Annotated in this window: 16 protein-coding genes; 5 read left to right on the top strand and 11 right to left on the bottom strand. The window is 69.6% G+C overall.

Going from position 1 to position 19,205, the window contains the following annotated elements; genetic code table 11:
* Nucleotides 1-29 precede the first annotated feature (29 nt).
* From MAE01_RS13775 to MAE01_RS13760, 4 genes are read right to left on the bottom strand one after another with little or no spacing between them, the layout of a single operon-like run.
* Nucleotides 30-710, bottom strand: coding sequence for an O-methyltransferase (locus MAE01_RS13775; protein WP_147040320.1), 681 nt, complete (start codon nt 708-710; stop codon nt 30-32).
* 50 nt (nt 711-760) lie between these two features.
* Nucleotides 761-1,702 carry a CPBP family intramembrane glutamic endopeptidase gene (locus tag MAE01_RS13770; RefSeq protein WP_147040318.1) on the bottom strand — a complete coding sequence of 314 codons (942 nt, stop codon included), beginning with the start codon at nt 1,700-1,702 and terminating at the stop codon, nt 761-763.
* Nucleotides 1,699-2,694: a DUF1648 domain-containing protein gene (locus MAE01_RS13765; protein WP_147040317.1), complete on the bottom strand. Its 996-nt coding sequence runs from the start codon at nt 2,692-2,694 to the stop codon at nt 1,699-1,701. Before MAE01_RS13765 ends, MAE01_RS13770 begins: the two co-directional genes overlap by 4 nt.
* Nucleotides 2,691-3,041, bottom strand: a complete 351-nt coding sequence (locus MAE01_RS13760; protein WP_147040316.1) for a GntR family transcriptional regulator — start codon at nt 3,039-3,041, stop codon at nt 2,691-2,693. The genes MAE01_RS13765 and MAE01_RS13760 overlap by 4 nt, the downstream gene beginning before the upstream one ends.
* A gap of 102 nt (nt 3,042-3,143) precedes the next feature.
* Here MAE01_RS13760 and MAE01_RS13755 point away from each other — a divergent pair, with 102 nt between their 5' ends.
* Complete coding sequence (locus tag MAE01_RS13755) at nt 3,144-3,617, top strand: DUF4442 domain-containing protein (protein WP_147040314.1); 474 nt, start codon at nt 3,144-3,146, stop codon at nt 3,615-3,617.
* 37 nt (nt 3,618-3,654) lie between these two features.
* The gene (locus MAE01_RS13750) at nt 3,655-4,905 is read left to right on the top strand and encodes an APC family permease (protein ID WP_147040312.1); all 1,251 of its coding nucleotides are present in this window, start codon (nt 3,655-3,657) and stop codon (nt 4,903-4,905) included.
* Here the strand turns inward: MAE01_RS13750 and MAE01_RS13745 are convergent.
* Nucleotides 4,871-5,650 carry a helix-turn-helix domain-containing protein gene (locus MAE01_RS13745; protein WP_147040310.1) on the bottom strand — a complete coding sequence of 260 codons (780 nt, stop codon included), beginning with the start codon at nt 5,648-5,650 and terminating at the stop codon, nt 4,871-4,873. The genes MAE01_RS13750 and MAE01_RS13745 overlap by 35 nt on opposite strands.
* A gap of 81 nt (nt 5,651-5,731) precedes the next feature.
* On the opposite strand from MAE01_RS13745, the gene MAE01_RS13740 reads away from it, so the two are divergent.
* Nucleotides 5,732-6,250: a VOC family protein gene (locus MAE01_RS13740; protein ID WP_147040308.1), complete on the top strand. Its 519-nt coding sequence runs from the start codon at nt 5,732-5,734 to the stop codon at nt 6,248-6,250.
* On the opposite strand, the gene MAE01_RS13735 is transcribed toward MAE01_RS13740, so the two are convergent.
* From MAE01_RS13735 to nhaA, 4 genes are all read right to left on the bottom strand, one after another.
* The gene (locus MAE01_RS13735; RefSeq protein WP_147040306.1) at nt 6,219-7,010 is read right to left on the bottom strand and encodes an SGNH/GDSL hydrolase family protein; all 792 of its coding nucleotides are present in this window, start codon (nt 7,008-7,010) and stop codon (nt 6,219-6,221) included. The two genes, MAE01_RS13740 and MAE01_RS13735, sit on opposite strands and share 32 nt — an antisense overlap.
* Nucleotides 7,011-7,066: 56 nt before the next feature.
* A complete protein-coding gene (locus MAE01_RS13730; protein ID WP_222591685.1) occupies nt 7,067-8,320 on the bottom strand; it encodes a histidine--tRNA ligase in 1,254 nt (417 codons plus the stop codon).
* A gap of 176 nt (nt 8,321-8,496) precedes the next feature.
* On the bottom strand, nt 8,497-9,159 hold the full coding sequence (locus tag MAE01_RS13725; RefSeq protein ID WP_147040304.1) for a nucleoside triphosphate pyrophosphohydrolase: 663 nt from the start codon (nt 9,157-9,159) through the stop codon (nt 8,497-8,499).
* A gap of 37 nt (nt 9,160-9,196) precedes the next feature.
* Entirely contained in the window at nt 9,197-10,363 is a 1,167-nt protein-coding gene (gene nhaA / locus MAE01_RS13720; protein ID WP_147040302.1) for a Na+/H+ antiporter NhaA, read from the bottom strand.
* A 78-nt stretch (nt 10,364-10,441) separates the two neighbouring features.
* Here nhaA and MAE01_RS13715 point away from each other — a divergent pair, with 78 nt between their 5' ends.
* Both MAE01_RS13715 and gdhA read left to right on the top strand, forming a co-directional pair.
* On the top strand, nt 10,442-13,135 hold the full coding sequence (locus MAE01_RS13715) for a phosphoenolpyruvate carboxylase (protein WP_147040300.1): 2,694 nt from the start codon (nt 10,442-10,444) through the stop codon (nt 13,133-13,135).
* A 121-nt stretch (nt 13,136-13,256) separates the two neighbouring features.
* On the top strand, nt 13,257-14,624 hold the full coding sequence (gene gdhA, locus MAE01_RS13710) for an NADP-specific glutamate dehydrogenase (protein WP_147040298.1): 1,368 nt from the start codon (nt 13,257-13,259) through the stop codon (nt 14,622-14,624).
* A gap of 244 nt (nt 14,625-14,868) precedes the next feature.
* Here the strand turns inward: gdhA and MAE01_RS13705 are convergent, their stop codons facing one another.
* Nucleotides 14,869-15,465 (bottom strand): gamma carbonic anhydrase family protein, encoded by a 597-nt coding sequence (locus tag MAE01_RS13705; RefSeq protein ID WP_147040296.1) that lies wholly within the window; start codon nt 15,463-15,465, stop codon nt 14,869-14,871.
* A 148-nt stretch (nt 15,466-15,613) separates the two neighbouring features.
* On the bottom strand, nt 15,614-19,129 hold the full coding sequence (gene mfd, locus MAE01_RS13700; protein WP_147040294.1) for a transcription-repair coupling factor: 3,516 nt from the start codon (nt 19,127-19,129) through the stop codon (nt 15,614-15,616).
* Nucleotides 19,130-19,205 lie beyond the last annotated feature (76 nt).

Genomic DNA, 19,205 nt, shown 5'->3' with positions numbered 1-19,205 from the left:
TAGTGCGCGGCATCCGCCCTTCGACAGGCTCAGGGACCGGGCGACAGGACGAGAGCGAGCGCGACGCCGTCCCAGCCCTTTATGCCAACGGTCTGCAGCGCGGTCGCGTCGAAGCGCGGATCCTCGGCCAGCATCCGCAGGCCGTCGCGGGTGCCGGCGACCATCGGGTCATCGGTGTCCTCGTTCACGATCTCGCCCTCACGGCCGACGTTGTCGAGCACGACGACTGTGCCGGTTCTCCCGAGCCGTGCGGCCCAGTCGAGGTAGATCGTGTTGGACTGCTTGTCGGCGTCGATGAAGACGAGGTCGAACGGCTCGGAGCCCTCCAGCGTCGGCAGCACGTCGGCGGCCCGGCCGATGCGGATCGCGACGCGATCGCCGATGCCGGCGGCGTCGATGCTCGCGCGCGCGATGGCGGCATTGGCGGGCTCCGCCTCGATGGAGACTACCTCGCCGCCGTCGCCGACTCCTCTGGCCAGCCAGATGGTGGAGTATCCGCCGAGAGTGCCGATCTCGAGCGCGCGGCGGGCGCCGCGGATGCGGGCGAGCAGATTCAGCAGCTTTCCGCTGACCGGGGCAACCTCGATGGGCGGCATCCCGGCACCCCGCTGAGCGGCCAGGGCCGCCTCCAACCCTGGGTCGTGCCCGACGAGGAGATCGGAGAGGAACTCGTCTGTGCGTCGCCAGTTCTCGGGCGTCGATTGGGCCATGGCTCCACCCAACCGTCGCGCCCGTGCGGCGTCAAGGGCGGCGGTCCTGCTCAGCCGCGCGGCGCCGAGAGCAGCCGCCCCGGCGCGCCGTCGAGCTCCGGCTGACGGCGGAACTGCCCAGTCAGCGCGAGCACGACCACGACGGCCGCGCAGACGATCCATCCGGCGACGCCGAGCGGACCGGCGAGCGCCATGTCGAACGTCGTGCCTGCCGCGTAGACGAGGCCGACCAGAGCCGCGCACGCGTTCATCATCCCGTGGGCGAACACCGCCGGCCACACGGATGCCGATCGCAGGCGCAGCCATCCGAGCAGCACGCCCCAGGCGATGCAGCCGGCGGTCATGAGCAGCACCCCTGTGATGTCGTAGCGGGCGAAGTTGTATCCGAGCAGGATGATCGGTGCGTGCCACAGCCCCCAGATCGCGCTGCTGATGAGCAGCGCCGGCCAGGTGCCCAGCGGCCTGAGGGCCGGCACGAGGAATCCTCGCCAGCCGAGCTCCTCGCCGAAGGCGACGACGGCGTTCACGGTGGCCGCAGCGATCGGGATCATCACCAGTTGCGAGACGATGACGATGATCGCCGGCGGCATCGGGGTGCCCTCCGGCATGGTCGCCGCCAGCGTCTGGGCGAAGCCGGAGAAGTTCACCAGGTCGAGCTGCACCCAGCCGCACAGCGCCGCGACGAACACGGATGCCACGACCAGCACGAATGGCGCGAACAGCCCGATGATCGTCATCCAGACGACGCGCTTCGCCGGGCGCAGCGGCCACATCCCGAGGAACCTCAGCCACTGCCCCTTCGGAACGGGTCGCAGCGCGAGCATCACGATGATCGCGGCGATCGTCGGGGTGAACATCATCACCGGGACCAGCACGCCGAACAGCGGGCTCGCGACGCCCCCGCTCCCCCACAGCGGCAGGGTGACGAGCCAGGCGAGACCCATCGCGAGGACGATGAATGAGATGGTTGCGGCGGGTCGGATGCGGGTCATGGCTTCACTCCCTTGACGGCGGTGTTGAGGACGGATGCTGCGGTGGCGGCGTCATCGGTCGTGACGACGAAGGTGCGCCCAGAGTGGCGCGTGACCTGCAGCCCCTCGCCGGTGCGCAGCACGACCCCCATCCGTCCGTCGACGGCGAAGCGCACGCCCCACCCGCCGAACTCCGCCATCGGGTTGACCTGGACGGCTCGAGCCTCGGTGATCTCCGAGGCGGGGATGCTCCAGCGCGGCCAGCCGGCGATCGAGTGCACGCGCAGACCGTCGGCGCTCACCCGGATGCGGAAGACGAGAGTCGTGGCGATCAGCAGGATGACCAGCGCGGTCACGATCGCGAGGATCCACCCGGCGCCCTGGTCCATCAGGAGCACCCACACCGTGATGGCGATCAGGATCAGCACCGCCAGCACGAGGAAGACGACGCCGGTTCGCCCCATGGCTGCCGTTCCGAACCAGGCCGCCCTCTCTCCCGGAGCCAGGTCCAGGTGCGCGGCGCGCCCCGATGTCTGCGCGGTCGTCACTCGCGGCTGCAGGAACCAGCCGATCACGCCGAACACGAGCATGCCCGCGAAGCCGATACCGAGAACCGCGCCGATCCCCGAACCGTCCGCATCGCCCCGCTGGATCGCGACCGACCCGGCCGATGCGACCGCGATCAGGACCGATACGCCGAGCGACATCGCACCGAGGAAGCGGCAGGTGATGCCCCACGACTCCCGCATTGTCGCCAGCACGGGCAGCGTCATCAGCAGCGGGATGCTCAGCCCGACGATCACCTGGATCCAGACGAACATGGCGGGGCTGCCGAAACCGTCCGGACCGTTCGCACCCCAGTGCATGACGACCTGGTCCGGTAGACCCGGCAGCCAGATGAGGATGAGGACGACCGCGGCGGCGGCGATGGCGATCGGAGCGACCAGCCCGACGAGGAGGAACGCGCGGCGTGCGCGGCGGATGTCGTCGGGGCGGCGTGCGTGCGTGTTCATGAATCCGTCTCCGTGATGATGGCGGCGAGTGTGGTGGGCGAGATGCCGAGCGAGGATGCGCGGCGGACGAGATCTGCGATGTCACCGGCGAGCTCGGCGAGAGGCGCGGCGGATGCCGCGACCACGGCGCCGCGCCCGCGACGGAGGTCGATCAGCCGCTCGTCCCGCAGCTGCTGATACGCACGCAGCACGGTGTGCAGGTTGATCTCGAGCGCCTCGGCGACCTCGCGCGCGGTCGGAAGCCGATCGCCGGGGCCGAGCCGGCCGGCGAGGATGTCACCGCGCACAGACGAGGCGACCTGCTCGAACAGCGGACGTGAACTGTCCGCATCGATCCTGATCAGCATCTGCTTCCTTCCGTAATGCGACTAATTCTAATACTACTAGAACAACTGTCACAACCCTGCAAATGCTTTCCGTCGCACGCGGATGCTCAGCAGACTGAAGCCATGAAGATCACTCCGCGCCGTCTCGCCGTGGGCATGAGCCTGTGGATCCCGAACCTGTTCAGCGGCATCCGCATTCGTCGCTTCAGCGAGGACTGGACGCACGCGACGGTCGAGCTGCACGTCAACGTGTTCACCAGGAACTACGTCAAGACCGCGTTCGGCGGTTCCATGTCGGCCATGACCGATCCGTACTTCTTCATGCTGGTGATGCATCAGCTCGGGCGCGACTACGTCGTGTGGGACACGCGGGGTGAGATCGAGTTCGTCAAGCCGGGACGCGGCGTGCTCACCGCGCATTTCCACGTCTCGAAGGCTCAGGCGGAGGCGCTGCGCGAGCGCGCGAAGGGCGGCGCGAAGGTGCTCGAATGGTTCGAGACCGAGATCACCGATCGCGAGGGTGACGTCGTCGCGCGGGTGCGCCGCGAGGTGTACGTCCGCGAGAAGAAGCGGGTCACCGAGGCCCGCCGCGGCTGAGAACCATCCGTTCACCTCTGCGTGGCACGATGAGCGCGTGAATCTCGCTCGCCGCCTGTCCCTGACGGATGCCGTCGCCATCGGCCTCGGCTCCATGATCGGCGCCGGCGTTTTCTCGGTGTGGGGACCGGCGACTGCGGCCGCGGGCTCGGGGCTCTTCATCGCGCTCGCGATCGCGGCGGTGGTCGCGTTCTGCAATGCGACGTCCTCGGCACAGCTCGCCGCCGTGCATCCCGTCGCCGGCGGCACCTATGCCTACGCCCGTGCCGAGATCGGACCGTGGTGGGGCTTCGTCGCCGGCTGGAGCTTCCTGATCGGCAAGCTCGCCAGCTGCGCCGCGATGGCGATGACCTTCGCCGCCTACGCCGCCCCCGCCGGATGGGAGACCGTGATCGCGGTCGCCGCCGTCGCCGCGCTCGCGGCGGTGAACTGCTTCGGCGTCACGCGCACTGCGCTGCTCACCCGGATCCTCGTCGTGGTCTCACTGCTCGGCCTGGCCGTCGTGGTCGCGATCGGGTTCTCGTCGGCATCGACGGCGGACCCGACCCCGCTCCCCGACCTCACCGCCTACGGCGTGCTGCAGGGTGCGGGGCTGCTGTTCTTCGCGTTCGCCGGGTACGCGCGCATCGCCACCATGGGCGAGGAGGTGCGCGACCCCGCGCGCAGCATCCCGCGCGCGATCGTGCTCGCGCTCACGGGCGCGCTCATCGTGTACGCGCTGGTCGCCGTCGTCGTGGTGCTCACCCTCGGGGCGGATGCCGCCACCCACGCCGCCCCGCTCGCCGCGGTCGTCGATGCCGCAGGGCTGACGGTGCTTGAACCCGTTGTCCGGATCGCGGCGGCGACGGCATCCCTCGGCGCGCTCCTCGCGCTGCTGACCGGCATCGGACGAACGACCCTGGCGATGGCCCGCGAATCCGATCTGCCGCGGTTCCTCGGCGCCGTGCACCCCCGGTGGCAGGTGCCGTACCGAGCCGAGATCCTCGTCGCGCTCATCGTGATCGCCGTCGTCCTCGTCGCCGATCTGCGCGGGGCGATCGGGTTCTCGTCGTTCGGCGTGCTGCTGTACTACCTGATCGCGAACGCGGCGGCGTTCCGGCAGGTCGGCGCAGCGCGCCGGTATCCGCGTGCGCTGCAGGTGCTGGGCGTGCTGGGATGTCTCCTGCTCGTGAACACGCTGCCGGTCGTCGCATCGCTGATCGGAACGGGCATCGTGATCGTGGGCGTCGTCTACCGGATGGTCCGGCTGCGCATCACCCGCGCGCGGAACGGTACGCCCGCGGCGTGATGTTCAGCACGGCGCGGAAGTCGTTGGTCAGATGCGCGTGATCGGCGTAGCCGAGTTCGGCGGCGAGCGCCGCCAGATCCACATCGGGTTGATCCCGAACCCGCTGAGCGGCCTCCTGCAGCCGACGCCGCCGGATCATCGCGGCGGGCGACAGTCCCACGTACCGGTGCGCGAGTCGCTGCAGAGTGCGCACCGACATCGCCAGCCGCGCTGCGGCATCCTCGGCCCGGAGGACGGTCGCATCTCCCATCAGCATCGTCGACATCTCATTCGCCTGCCGTGGGACAGTGTCGATCTCGCCGACGCGCTCGACGAGCCAATCGGCGAACACCTGGACTGCTCGTTCCCGCCCGGCGGGCCCGCCCTCGCCCATGGCCTCGCACACGCTGCGATGCAGGCCGACCGCGTCGAAGGGCACCGAGTCATCGCGCAGCGCCGCAGGATCGTCGACGAGCGCAGGAACGGATGCCGGCCGCAGCAGCGCTCCCACGCCCCAGCCGCGTCCGGTCAGATCGCGGCGCGTCGCGGTGGTCGAGGCGCCGACGAGCTCGACGCCGTCTGGCTGCACCACGAGATTGAGGGCCGGGAACGCGATGACGTCCTGCCGCGAGACGCGGCCCTGCTCGACATCCCATTCCGGAATCCAGAACCACTCGACGAGCTCTGCGGCCCCAGTGGGCGGGGGCAACCGGTGGAATTCCGGCATCCGCGCGGGGTACAGGATCCCGCGCCGCGTGTCGATCATGTCTCGACGATAGGACGCTCTGCCGACATCGTGTCGCGAATCTCCAAGCGCCCCGCCGCTTCGCGGTCATAGCGTGGCGACATGGACACCACGACAGGCCTCACCGGCACGCACACCACGAACGGCCGCCCGAACAACGCCACCTCGCTCACCCCTTTCCTCGCGATCCCGCAGGCGGCGGATGCCATCGCGTTCTACCGCGACGTGTTCGGTGCGACGGTGATCGACGTGACCGAGATGGGCGGCGTGGTCGTGCACGCCGATCTCGACTTCGGCCTCGGACTGCTGCAGATCGGCGAGCCGAGCCCCGACTACAGGCTCGTACCTCCTCCCGCAGGCGACGACGACTGCTATTCGCTCGGCCTGTACGTACCCGATGTGGACGCAGTGCTGGCTCGCGCCGAAGCCGCGGGGGCGACCGTGCGAGAACCGGCATCCGTCTTCGTCTCGGGCGACCGCTTCGCCAGCATCCGCGATCCTTTCGGCGTTCGCTGGTCACTGATGACGCGGATCGAGGACATCTCCCCAGCCGAGAGCGCGAAGAGGGTCGAGGAGTGGGCCGCGTCGTTCAGCGCGCCAGCAGCGGAGCAGACTGCCTGAGCACCATCTCGACGGCGGGCAGCAGCGCCTCGGCGGTGCGCCGGTAGCCGGCGGCGCTCGGGTGGAAGCGGTCGAGACTGAACATCTCGTCGGGCTGCTCGCGGAACGTCGTGCCGACGGCTCGTCGCAGATCGACCGGCACGGCCCCGGTGCGCCAGGCCACCCTGGTCTGCTCGAGCGCCAGTCGGTACGACATCCGCGACAGCAGCGTGCGCAGCGGCTGCGGCACGGGCTGGAGCGTTCCCAGATCGGGACAGGTGCCGACGATCACCGGCGTCCCGCGCTCCTGCAGGCGGATGATCGCGCTCTCGAGTTCGGCTGCGGCAGACCGCGGCGGCACCATGTGCGTGACGTCGTTGCCGCCGACCACGATCACCGCCGCGTCCGCTCGGTAGTCGTCGGGCAAGCCGTCGATCTGACCGGCGAGGGCGGTCGACTCCGACCCGACGACCGCGGCAGTCCGCAGCCGCACCGGCCGCAGCATCCGTTTCGCGACGGACTTGGCAAGCCGCCCGCCGAGCGTCTCCTTACGGCGTTCGGCGCCGAGGCCAGCGGCGAGCGAGTCGCCGAGCAGCAGCAGTTGGATCGGCCGGCCCTCGAGCGACTTCTTCCACACCCGGTCGGCGTCCAGCGAGATCTCGCCCAGGGGTTTGCCGATGCGGCGCCGGGCGATCGCGGCCTGTCTGGTCAGCAGCATCCGCACGCCGAGCGCGACGACGCCCATCGTCGCGCCGATCATGAGGATGCGCACCCGGATCATGCCCTCATTCGACAGGGCACTCGTGAACGGGGCGTGAACGGCCGTCGCCAGCGGACTCAGCTGAGGGGCTTGAGTTCCAGCGTCCCCGGCTCGACGCCGGCCGAGACCGTCGCGAAGGCGTTGTAGCCGTCGGCGGCGGACCGCTCGAGCAGGGCCTTGAAGTTCTTCACCCGGCGCTCCAGCCGCACACGGCCATGCACCATGAGGGCAGCCTTGTGGGCGATGAGCTCTGCCAGGGGCACGTCGGCGTCGTGGACGAGGACGATGGCCTGGCTGCCGGCATCCGCCGCCTGATCGAGCAGGTCGGCGAGCCGCTCGAATCCGAGCGAGAATCCCACGGCGGGCACCTGCTGGCCGAGGAAGCGGCCGATCATGCCGTCGTAGCGTCCGCCACCGCCGAGCGAGTACGACACCGAGGGGTGCGCGAGCTCGAAGATCGTGCCGGTGTAGTAGCCCATGCCGCGCACCAGGAACGGATCGAACACGAGCGGGATGTCCGTCGCGCCCGTGCCCGCCGCGACGGCCTCGCCGATTCCGACCAGGTGCGCGACGATCTCGTCGGGTGCGCCCTCGGGCAGCGCCTTGCGGATCTGCCGTTCGCCGTACGGGTTGTACTCCAGGGTCTGAGGGCGGCGCAGGTAGGCGTCGAACGCGTCGACGGCGGATGCCGTGGCACCCCGTTCGCGCAGTTCGGCGACGATGCCGTCCGGGCCGATCTTGTCGAGCTTGTCGATCGTGATCAGCACGCCGGGGCGCTCGTCGGCGGCGAAGCCGAAGTCGTCCAGCATCCAGTCGAGCACGCGTCGGTCGTTGACGCGCACCGTCGCGCCGTCGAGTCCCAGTGCGCCGAGGGCATCGAGGGATGCGACCATGAGCTCGGCCTCGGCGCGTGCCGAGTCGTCGCCCATGATGTCGATGTCGCACTGCATGAACTGGCGGTAGCGGCCCTTCTGCGGACGCTCGGCCCGCCAGACCGGACCGATCTGGATGGCGCGGAACACGGCGGGGAGCTGCCCGCGGTTGCTGGCGTAGAACCGGGCGAGCGGGACCGTGAGGTCGTAGCGCAGACCGAGGTCGCTCAGCGCGGACGGGTCATCGGCGCCGGTGCGGATCGCGTCGGCATCCAGGCCCCGGCGCAGGATGTTGTAGGACAGCTTCTCGTTGTCTCCGCCGATGCCCGCATGCAGACGGTCGTACTCCTCGACCGCGGGGGTCTCGATCTCGTCGAAGCCGTGCGCCCGATAGCGCTCGCGGATGACGGCGAGCAGGCTCTCGCGGCGCGCCTTGTCAGCGGGGAGGATGTCGCGCATGCCGCGCGGCGGGTTCACAGTAGCCACGCATCCATCTTTCCAGGTGTCGCTGTCAGCATGTGCCGTCGCATCGAGTGGGAAAACCCGGACCAGCTGGCGTGTCGACGGCGTGTCGAGGCGCACCACGCCGTCGACACGCCGAATCGTCTGGGTTTTCCGGGGATCGGGGAGATCGGTCAGCCGGCCTCGGCCGTGCGGACCTCGTCCTCCAGCGTGCGCAGGCGTTCGCGCAGCGCGCGCTCGGCGTCCCAGCCGTTCGCCCTGGCGGTGGCGGTGAGCGTCAGCAGCAGGTCGCCGAGCTCCTCCTCCGACTCCGGTGCCGCACCGATCTCCGCGGCGTCGTGCGCGGCGAGCGCGACGTCGGCGCCCGCCCCGACCCGTGCCGCTCTGCCGAGCACCTTCTGCGCGAGCGCGAGTGCCGGCATCCCTCGCGGGACGCCGTCGAGCACACTGGTGCGGGTGCGCTTCTCGGCCGCCTTCGCGGCGTTCCAGTGCACGAGAACCTCTTCGGGCGTGTTCGCGACCTCGTCGCCGAAAACATGCGGATGCCGGCGGACCATCTTCTCGGTGAGCGTCTCGGCCACGTCGTCGATGTCGAACGGATCGTCCGGATCCTGGGCGGCGATCGCCGCGTGGAACAGCACCTGCCAGAGCAGATCGCCGAGCTCCTCGCGCAGCTCCGCCCTGTCCCCCGTCTCGACGGCGTCGATCACCTCGTGCGACTCCTCGATGAGGTACGGCACGAGGTCGCGGTGCGTGATCTGCTGCGACCACACGCAGCGCTCGCGCACCGCCCGCATCGTCTCGGCCGCCGCTCGCAGCGCATCGGAGTCGGTCATCGCATCCCCCTCGTGGTCGTCAGGAACCTTGTGTCCGTCAGGAACTGGCCGCCGTGACCCTGCGGTGCCACGCCGCCCGCGACGTGACGATGATCCCCGACAGGACGAGCGCGATCAGCGAGCCGACCAGCACACCGAGGATCGCCTGATCGCGGGTGGCGGCATCGCCGGCGAAGGCGAGGTTCGCGAGCAGCAGCGACACCGTGAAGCCGATGCCGCCGAGCGTCCCGGCCGCCACCAGATCCATGATCGTGAGGGTCGGAGCCTTCTCCTTCTTCCCGATCCGGAGCGCGATCCAGCCGAACAGGGTGATGCCGATGATCTTGCCGACCGGCAGCGCGATCGCGATGCCGAAGAACGCCGGCGAGAGCTGGGTGGGCGAGACCGCGGGGATCACGACGAAGGCCGCGGCGAACGCGAAGATCGGCAGGATGCCGCCGTTCACCCACGGCTCGAGCACGTGGCGGGCGCGCATCGACGGCGACTGCGCGATCGCGAGGCCGAGCATGACGCCGGCGATCGTCGCGTGGATGCCGGAGAGCAGCATCAGCGCCCACACCAGCACGCCGACGACGACCATCGCGACGATGACGAGCCACGAGTGCTTGACGGGCAGCATCCGCGAGAGGATCCCGAAGGCGACGACGCCGACGACGGCGAGCACGAGATAGATCCAGTTCAGGTCGTGCGCGAACAGCACGGCGATGAAGATGATGCCGATGATGTCGTCGAGGATGGCGAGCGCCAGCAGGAACACGCGCACGGCCGTGGGCAGGCCCTTGCCGAACACGGCGAGCACTCCGAGCGCGAATGCGATGTCGGTCGCGGTCGGGATGGGCCAGCCGGATGCCGTCGCCTCGCCGCCCGCGATCACGAGGTAGATGATGATCGGCACGAGCACGCCGCCGGCCGCGGCGATCGCCGGCTGCAGCGCCTTGCGGAACGAACTGAGATCGCCGCGGGTGAGCTCGTACTGCAGCTCCATCGCCACGACGAAGAAGAAGATCGCGAGAAGTCCGTCAGAGATCCAGTGCGCGACCGAGAGGTCGATGCCGGTCCCCGGGACGGCGATGTGGAAGTCCAGCACTGCGGCGATCGGTCCGTGGGTCGGGAGGTTCGCCAGCAGCAGCCCGAGGGCCGCCGCGAGAAGCAGCAGGACTGCGGGGAACTGCTGCGTTCGCAGGAGGTTTCGGGAGTCAGACATCCGCTCCATGCTATGCCCGGGCAGTCACGATGCGTCACGTGGTCGGGAGGGCCTCTGCGGCGCGGCTAACCTCGAATGATGACCACGGAGCCGACCTACACAGAGCCCACGAACACCGAGGCCATCCGCGTCATCGGACGGTTCGAAGCCGGGCGGGGCACACCCGATGAGATGCGCGCCGATGTGCGCATGCTCGGCGGACTTCTCGGACAGGTGCTGCAGGAGTGCGGCAGCCCCGGACTCTTCGAAGACGTCGAGCGCCTGCGCCTGGCGACGATCCAGGCGTACGAGGCCGAGAGTGCCGAGGCGTTCGAACGCGCGGCCGAGATCGCCGAGTCGTTCACGGTCGCCCGCGCCGACGAGGTCGCCAGGGCGTTCACCTGTTACTTCCACCTCGTGAACCTCGCCGAGGAGCACCAGCGGGTGCGGATCCTGCGCGAGCGCGCCGGCCGGCCGGGCCGTGAGGATGCCGCCGACACCGTGGCCGCGGCATACGCGCAGCTGCGCGGCGAGGTCGGCGACGACGAAGCGCGGCGACGTCTGTCGGGTCTGCGCTTCCACCCCGTCTTCACGGCGCACCCCACCGAGGCGCGGCGACGTGCGGTGTCGACCAGCATCCGCCGTCTCTCGGAGCTGCTCACCGCCCACGACGCGTCCAGCGAGGGCGGCGCCGAACAGCACCGCGCACGCCGCCGCATGCTGGAGGAGGTCGACACGCTCTGGCGCACCGCTCCCCTGCGCGCGCAGAAGCCGTCGCCGACCGACGAGGTCCGCACGGTCATGTCGGTGTTCGACGAGACGCTGTTCACCACCGTCCCGCACGTGTACCGCCGCATCGACGACGCCCTGCGCGGCGAGCAGTCCGGTGCGAGCGCGCCGGTCGTCCCCGCGTTCGTGCGCATCGGATCCTGGGTCGGCGGCGACCGCGACGGAAACCCGTTCGTGACCGCGTCCGTCACCAGGGAGGCCGCGCAGATCGCCGCCGACCACGTGCTGCGCGGCCTCGAGCGCGCCATCGAGCGGATCGGCCGCACGCTCACGCTGGATGCCGAGAGCACCCCGCCCAGCGCGGACGTAATCATGCTGTGGGAGGCGTTCTCCTCCGCGCATCCGGAGCTCGCCGAGGAGATCGCCGCACGCTCCCCCGAGGAACCGCACCGCCGTGTCGTACTCGCATTCGCGAACCGGGTCGCCGCCACCCGCCTGCACACGCCAAGCGGCTACTCCGCACCGGAGGAGCTTCTCAGCGACCTGCGCGCCGTGCAGACTTCGCTTGCGGCATCCGGCGCGAAGCGGCATGCGTTCGGCGGCATCCAGCACCTGATCTGGCAGGTGGAGACGTACGGCTTCCATCTCACCGAGCTCGAGGTCCGGCAGCACTCCCAGGTGCACCGCGAGGCGCTCGCCGAGCTCGAGGCCGGCGGCGAACTGAGCGAGAAGACGCTCGAGGTGCTCGAGGTCTTCCGCGCGATCGCCGAGATCCAGCGCACCTACGGCCTGCGCGCCGCCGGACGCTATGTCGTCTCGTTCACCACCTCGGCGGAGGACCTCGTCAACGTTCGCCGTCTCGCCCGCCACGCGCTCGGCGATGACGCCCCCGTGCTCGACGTCGTACCGCTGTTCGAGACGTTCGCCGACCTGCAGGCCGCCCCGGGCATCCTCGCCGAGGTCGTCACCCACCCCGAGTTCCGCCGCCGACTCGACGAGACCGGCAACCGCATGGAAGTCATGCTCGGCTACTCCGACTCGTCGAAGGACGTCGGCCCCGTGGCCGCGACCCTCGCGCTGTACGAGGCGCAGGAGAAGATCGCCCTGTGGGCGAAGGACGCCGACATCGAGCTGACGCAGTTCCACGGCCGCGGCGGCGCTCTCGGACGCGGCGGCGGACCGGCGAACTCGGCGATCCTCGCCCAGCCGCCGCACTCCGTCGACGGGCGCTTCAAGCTCACCGAGCAGGGCGAGGTCATCTTCGCCCGCTACGGCGAGCCGGCGATCGCGATGCGGCACATCGACCAGGTCGCCGCAGCCACGCTGCTCGCGTCGTCGCCGAGCGTCGAGGAGCGCACCAGCGGCGCCGCCGCACGTTTCGCGCACGTCGCCGAGACGATGGATGCCGCGTCCCGCGAACGGTTCTTCCAGCTCGTGAAGGCCGACGGCTTCGCCCCCTGGTTCGCCACCGTGACCCCGATGGAGGAGATCGGGCTGCTCGCCCTCGGCTCCCGCCCGGCACGCCGCGGCCTGTCGGTGGAATCGCTGGAGGATCTGCGCGCCATCCCGTGGGTGTTCGCGTGGACGCAGGCGCGCATCAACCTCGCCGGTTGGTTCGGCCTCGGGACGGCGCTGGAGGCCGTCGGCGACGAGGCACTGCTGCAGGAGGCGTACCGCGAGTGGCCGCTGCTGCACACCATGATCGACAACGTCGCCATGAGCCTTGCGAAGACCGACGAGCGGATCGCCCGCCGCTACCTCGCCCTCGGCGACCGCGACGATCTCGCCCAGCTCGTGCTCGACGAGCTCGCCCTCACCAAGGAGTGGGTCATCCGTCTCACCGGCGGAACCGGCCTGCTCGAGAACAAGCCGATCCTGCAGCGGGCCGTCGCCCTGCGCAGCCCGTACGTCGACGCGCTCTCGCTGCTGCAGCTGCGCGCCCTGCGCGAGCTGCGCTCGGCGGCATCCATCCCGGCCGAAGGCTCGGGAGCCGACGAAGAGCAGCGCCGCCTGCTGCTGCTCTCGGTCAGCGGCGTCGCAGCGGGCCTGCAGAACACCGGATGATCCCCGTGTCGGCGCCCCGGAAATCCCCGGGGTAAAGTGAGATCTCGCGCCCGATCCGGCGCCCACGATTTCACGCGACACGATCGCCCCTCAGCCATACCACTCAGAAAGCCGTCCCCGCGTGACCGCAACTCTCACTGATTTCCACCCGCTCACCGAGTCCGTCCAGCCCGTGTTCGACACGGTGCTGGCGCGCAGCCCGCACGAACCCGAGTTCCAGCAGGCCGTCCACGAGGTGCTCGGAACGATCTCGCCCGCCCTTGAGCGGCACCCGGAGTATGTCGAAGCCGGCATCCTGGATCGGATCGTCGAGCCGGAACGTCAGATCATGTTCCGCGTGCCGTGGATCGACGATGCAGGGAAGATACAGGTGAACCGCGGCTACCGCATCCAGTTCTCCTCCGTGCTCGGCCCGTACAAGGGCGGTCTGCGCTTCCATCCCTCGGTGAACCTGTCGATCATCAAGTTCCTCGGCTTCGAGCAGATCTTCAAGAACGCGCTCACCGGTCAGGGCATCGGCGGCGCCAAGGGCGGATCGGACTTCGACCCGCACGGCCGGTCGGACGCCGAGATCATGCGGTTCTGCCAGTCGTTCATGAGCGAGCTGTACCGTCACCTCGGCGAGCACACCGACGTCCCCGCCGGCGACATCGGCGTGGGCGGCCGTGAGATCGGCTACCTGTTCGGCACATACCGCAAGATCACGAACCGTCACGAGTCGGGCATGTTCACCGGCAAGGGCACCGGATGGGGCGGCGCCGAGGTGCGCACCGAGGCCACCGGTTACGGCGCGGTGTTCTTCGCGCAGGAGATGCTCGGAGTGAAGGGCGACTCGTTCGACGGCAAGCGCGTCGGCGTCTCCGGCTCCGGAAACGTCGCGATCTACGCCATCCAGAAGGCCACCCAGCTCGGGGCCACCGCGGTCACGGCATCCGACTCCTCCGGCTACGTCGTCGACGACGCCGGCATCGACCTCGATCTGCTGCGTCAGATCAAGGAGGTCGAGCGCGGCCGCATCGTCGAGTACGCGAACCGTCGTGCGAGCGCGCGCTTCGTCGAGGGCGGCAGCGTCTGGGACGTGCCGGTCGACATCGCCGTGCCGTCTGCCACGCAGAACGAGGTCAGCCTGGAAGACGCCGAGGCGCTCATCGCGAACGGCGTGCGCGCGGTCTCCGAGGGTGCGAACATGCCGTGCGTGCCGGATGCCGTCGCGGCGTTCCAGCGCGCAGGTGTGCTGTTCGCACCGGGCAAGGCCGCCAACGCCGGTGGCGTGGCGACGTCTGCGCTCGAGATGAGCCAGAACGCCTCCCGTCAGCGCTGGACGTTCGGCGACAGCGAGAACAAGCTGCGCGAGATCATGCGCGACATCCACCAGGCGGCGTTCGACGCCGCGGAGAAGTACGACGTCGCCGGTGACTACGTCGCCGGTGCGAACATCGCCGGCTTCCAGCGCGTGGCCGCCGCGATGCTCGCCCAGGGCGTCATCTGAGCTAGTCGCTTCGTCGGGGGCGGCATCGACTCTTCGCTGCGCTCATCGCTCAGCCCGTTTCGTCTCGCTGCGCTCGCTCAACGACCCGCGGAACATTGACCCCGCGGGTCGTTGAGCTGCGGGATGACAGTCCCCCGCGGGTCGTCGACCTGCGAGATGACAGTCCCACGCGGGTCGTTGAGCGGAGGCGGCGAAGCCGCCGAAGACGAAACGGGCTGAGCGAGCGGAGCGAGTCGAAGCCTGCTCAGACCGCGTGGTCGTCCGCGTGCCGCGCGAGCGATGAGCCGTATCGCTCGGTCAGCTGCACCATCAGATCCGGGGTGTCGCGGTCGACCCCGAACACGTGTCCGGGGAAATCCAGGTCCGGCTGCGCGGCAGCGATCTCGTCGGCCCGATCCGGCGAGAACAGCTGCACCGGGTCGCCTGCGGCCACCCACCCGATCGGCACGACGGTGCCCTCGGGCAGCACGGCGCGGCGCGTCACGATCGCGTTGACACGGATCTCGCAGCGCGGGCCGACGATCGATCCGTTGAAGACACGTGCTCCCGAGGCGAAGAACACCTCTTCCCCGACCGTCGCGCCGGCGATGCTCGCCAGAGTGCCCACGAGCGTGTGATCGCCGATGTGCACGGCGTTGGCGGCGGTGGCACGGATCAGCGCGTTCTCCATCACGATCACGTGCTCGCCGAGCGTGATCGGTCCGCCCTCGGCGGTGATCACGGCGCCGTGCAGCACCTGGCAGTTCGGTCCGATCTCGACATCGCCGGAGATGACGGCGGTCGGCGCGATGACGGCGGTGTCATGGACGCGGGGCCGAGCCCCGAGGTGCTCGTACAACATGCCGCCAGACTAGTCCGGCGCGGCGCCGCCGTGCACGACTTCGGATGCCGCGGCCGAAATGCCGCGGCATCCTCTCTGCAGCCCGCCGCGTCGCGTCCGGCAGCCGAAGTTGTGCACCGGTCATCCCGGCGCCGGATCAGCTCGCGGTCTAGACCGGCTCGGGGAACAGCGCGGTGAGCAGCTGCGAGACCCACTCGAGGATCGTGACGTCCTCCGGCAGCGGAACGAGCAGCGACTCTCCCCCGGCGACGAGCTTCGCCTTCGGGTACAGCCGCTGGAGCCGCACCTTCATCGAGTCCTCGAGGCGCGCGGGCGCGACCCGCAGGTTCGAACCCATGACCACGACATCAGTGAGCCCCGCCGTCGCTGCGCGCCGGCGCAGACGGGCGACGGCCACAAGCCCCTCGACCTCTTCGGGTGGTGTGCCGTACCGGTCTGTCAGCTCCTCGATGACGAGGTCGATCGCGTCATCCTTCGCGCTGGGCGTCGCCGCAGCGGACAGCTTCTGATACGCCTCCAGGCGCAGCCGCTCGCTGTCGATGTAGGTCTCGGGGATGCGCGCATCCACCGGGATCTCCATCCGCAACTCGACGTCGCCCTGGGTGTCCTCGCCGCGGAAGTTCGCCACGGCTTCGCCGATCATCCGCAGGTACAGGTCGAATCCGACCCCGGCGATGTGGCCGGCCTGCTCGCCGCCGAGCATGTTTCCCGCGCCGCGCAGCTCGAGATCCTTCAGCGCCACCTGCATGCCCGAGCCGAGATCGTTGTTGATCGCGATGGTCTGCAGGCGGTCGGCGGCAGTCTCGCTGAGCGGCTTCGAGTCGTCGTAGAGGAAATACGCGTACGCCCTCTCGCGGCCACGCCCCACACGGCCGCGCAGCTGGTGCAGCTGTGACAGGCCGTACTTGTCGGCCTTGTCGATGATGATCGTGTTGGCGTTGGAGATGTCGAGACCGGTCTCGATGATCGTGGTCGACACGAGCACGTCGTACTTGCGCTCCCAGAAGTCATCGACGACCTGCTCAAGCTGATGCTCGCCCATCCGGCCGTGCGCCACGGCGATGCGCGCCTCCGGCACGAGTTCGGCGAGCTCTGTGGCCACCCGCTGAATCGACTGCACCCGGTTGTGCACGAAGAACACCTGGCCCTCGCGCAGGATCTCGCGGCGGATCGCGGCCGCGATCTGCTTGTCGCTGCGGGGACCGACGAACGAGAGGATCGGATGCCGGTCCTCCGGCGGTGTCGCGAGCGTCGACATCTCGCGGATGCCGGTGACCGCCATCTCCAGCGTGCGCGGGATCGGGGTGGCGCTCATGGCGAGGATGTCGACGTTGGTCTTCAGCTTCTTCAGCCGGTCCTTGTGCTCGACGCCGAAGCGCTGCTCCTCGTCGATGATGAGCAGCCCCAGATCTTTGAACATCACCTGATCGGTGAGCACCCGGTGCGTGCCGATGACCATGTCGACCGAGCCGTCCAGCAGGCCCTCGAGGGTGAGACGCGCTTCCTTGTCGGTCTGGAATCGCGACAGCGGGCGCACCTTGACCGGGAACCCGGCGAAGCGCTCGGTGAACGTCTCCAGGTGCTGCTTGACCAGCAGCGTCGTGGGCACGAGCATCGCGACCTGCTTGCCGTCCTGGATCGCCTTGAAGGCGGCACGGACGGCGACCTCGGTCTTGCCGAAGCCGACGTCGCCCGACAGCAGGCGATCCATCGGGATCTCGCGCTCCATGTCGGCCTTGATCTCGTCGATCGTCTGCAGCTGGTCCTGCGTCTCGGCGAACGGGAACGCCTCTTCGAGCTCGCGCTGCCATGGGGTGTCCGGCGCGAAGGCGTAGCCCTTCGCGGCCATGCGCGCCGAGTAGAGCTTGACGAGTTCCACGGCGATGTCGCGCACCGCTTTGCGGGCCTTGCCCTTGGCCGCCGACCAGTCGCTGCCGCCCATCTTCGACAGGGTCGGTGCTTCCCCGCCGACGTACTTCGACAGCAGGTCGAGCTGGTCGGTGGGCACGTAGAGCTTGTCGCCCGGGTATCCGCGCTTCGAGGGCGCGTACTCGAGCACGAGGTAGTCGCGGGTCGTCTTGGTGGCGTTGCGGCCGCCCGTGGAGACCTCGCGCTGCGTCATCTCGACGAACTTCGCGATGCCGTGCGTGGCGTGCACGACGTGGTCGCCGTTCTTCAGCTGCAGCGGGTCGACGACGTTGCGGCGCCGGGAGGCGAGTTTCTTGACGACGCGCTGGTCGCCGCCGATCGTGCGACCGTAGAACTCGTTGTCGGTGAGCACGGCGAGCTTCGCCTCGGGCACCTGGAACCCGGACTCGAGCGATCCGAGCACGAGCGTTGCGACACCGGCATCCGGCTGGTCGATCAGGGACTCGACGGCGCGGGCGGCGAGCCCGCGATCGGAGAGCACGTCGTTCGCGCGATCGACGAGTCCGGTTCCGGAGGCCACGACCACGACGCGCCAGCGGTCGGCCAGGCGCGCGGCGACGAACTCGATCGCGCCGTCGACGTTGCCGTGGAACGAGGGGATGATCGAGGCGTCGATGTTCGCGGCATCCTCGTCGTCCGTGGCGAACGGACTGAACCGCCACCACACGCCCTCTCGCTCGTGGACGATCTCGCGCAGGCGCGCGACGCTGAGGAAGTCTCCGGCGCCGAGGTCGATCGGGGCGGATGCTCCGGAGGTCGCCGCGCTCCACGCGGCATCCAGGAACTCGCGGTTCGTCTCGCCGAGGCTCTGCGCACGGGCGCTGGCGCGCTCCGGATCGACGAGGGCCACGGCCGTTCCGGGGGCGAAGTACTCGGCGAGGGACTTGAGTGGGCCGGCCACTGCGGGCAGCAGCGACTCCATGCCCTCGACCGGGATCCCCTCGGCCATCTTCTCGAGCATCCCGGCGATCGCGGGGAACCCGGCGACGAGCGAGCGCGCCTTGTCGCGGACTTCGGCGGTGAGCAGCAACTCGCGGGTCGCGGGGAGTTCCACGAGATCGACATCGCCGGGCAGCGAGCGCTGGTCGGCGACGGAGAAGGCGCGGATCTGGTCGATCTCGTCGCCGAAGAACTCGATGCGGTACGGGTGCTCGCTGGTCGGCGGGAAGACGTCGAGGATGCCGCCGCGCAGCGCGAACTCGCCTCGGCGGGACACCATGTCGACGCGGGTGTACGCACGCTCGACGAGTTGCTCGACCGCGTTGTCGAGCTCGAGGCCGCGGGCACCGAGCGCGAGGGCGAGCGGTGCGGTGTCGCCGAGGTTGGCGGCGATCGGCTGCAGCGCCGCGCGGACCGAGGCTACGACGATGAGCGGGTGCTCGCCCGACCAGGTGGTGATGCGGCGCAGCGTGTCCAGGCGGCGGCCGACGGTGTCGGCGCTCGGGCTCAGGCGCTCGTGCGGCAGCGTCTCCCACGCGGGGAAACTGAGGATCTCGGCATCCGGCATGAAGGAACCCAGCGCCTGCGCGAGCGACTCCGCACGGCGCCCGGTGGGCGCGATGACGAGAAGGGATGCCGGATGCCCGGAGCTCGCGCGCTTGCCGAGGAGCCCGGCGATCGCCGGGGCGTCGAGCCCGTCGACGAGCCCGAGGTCGGCATCGGTCTGCGCCCAGGTGAGGGCGTCGCGGTAGAGAGTCGCCTCTTCCAAGGCGCGCAGAATCCCGGGAACAGTCACCGGACAAGCTTAGACGCGGCATCCGACACTTCGGCGGGCTCAGCACATCGGATCGGATCAGCGCGGGCCGGCTCAG

The sequence above is a fragment of the Microbacterium aerolatum genome, from assembly GCF_007988825.1.
Taxonomy (GTDB): Bacteria; Actinomycetota; Actinomycetes; order Actinomycetales; family Microbacteriaceae; genus Microbacterium; species Microbacterium aerolatum.
This window is presented reverse-complemented; position numbering and strand designations above follow the sequence as displayed.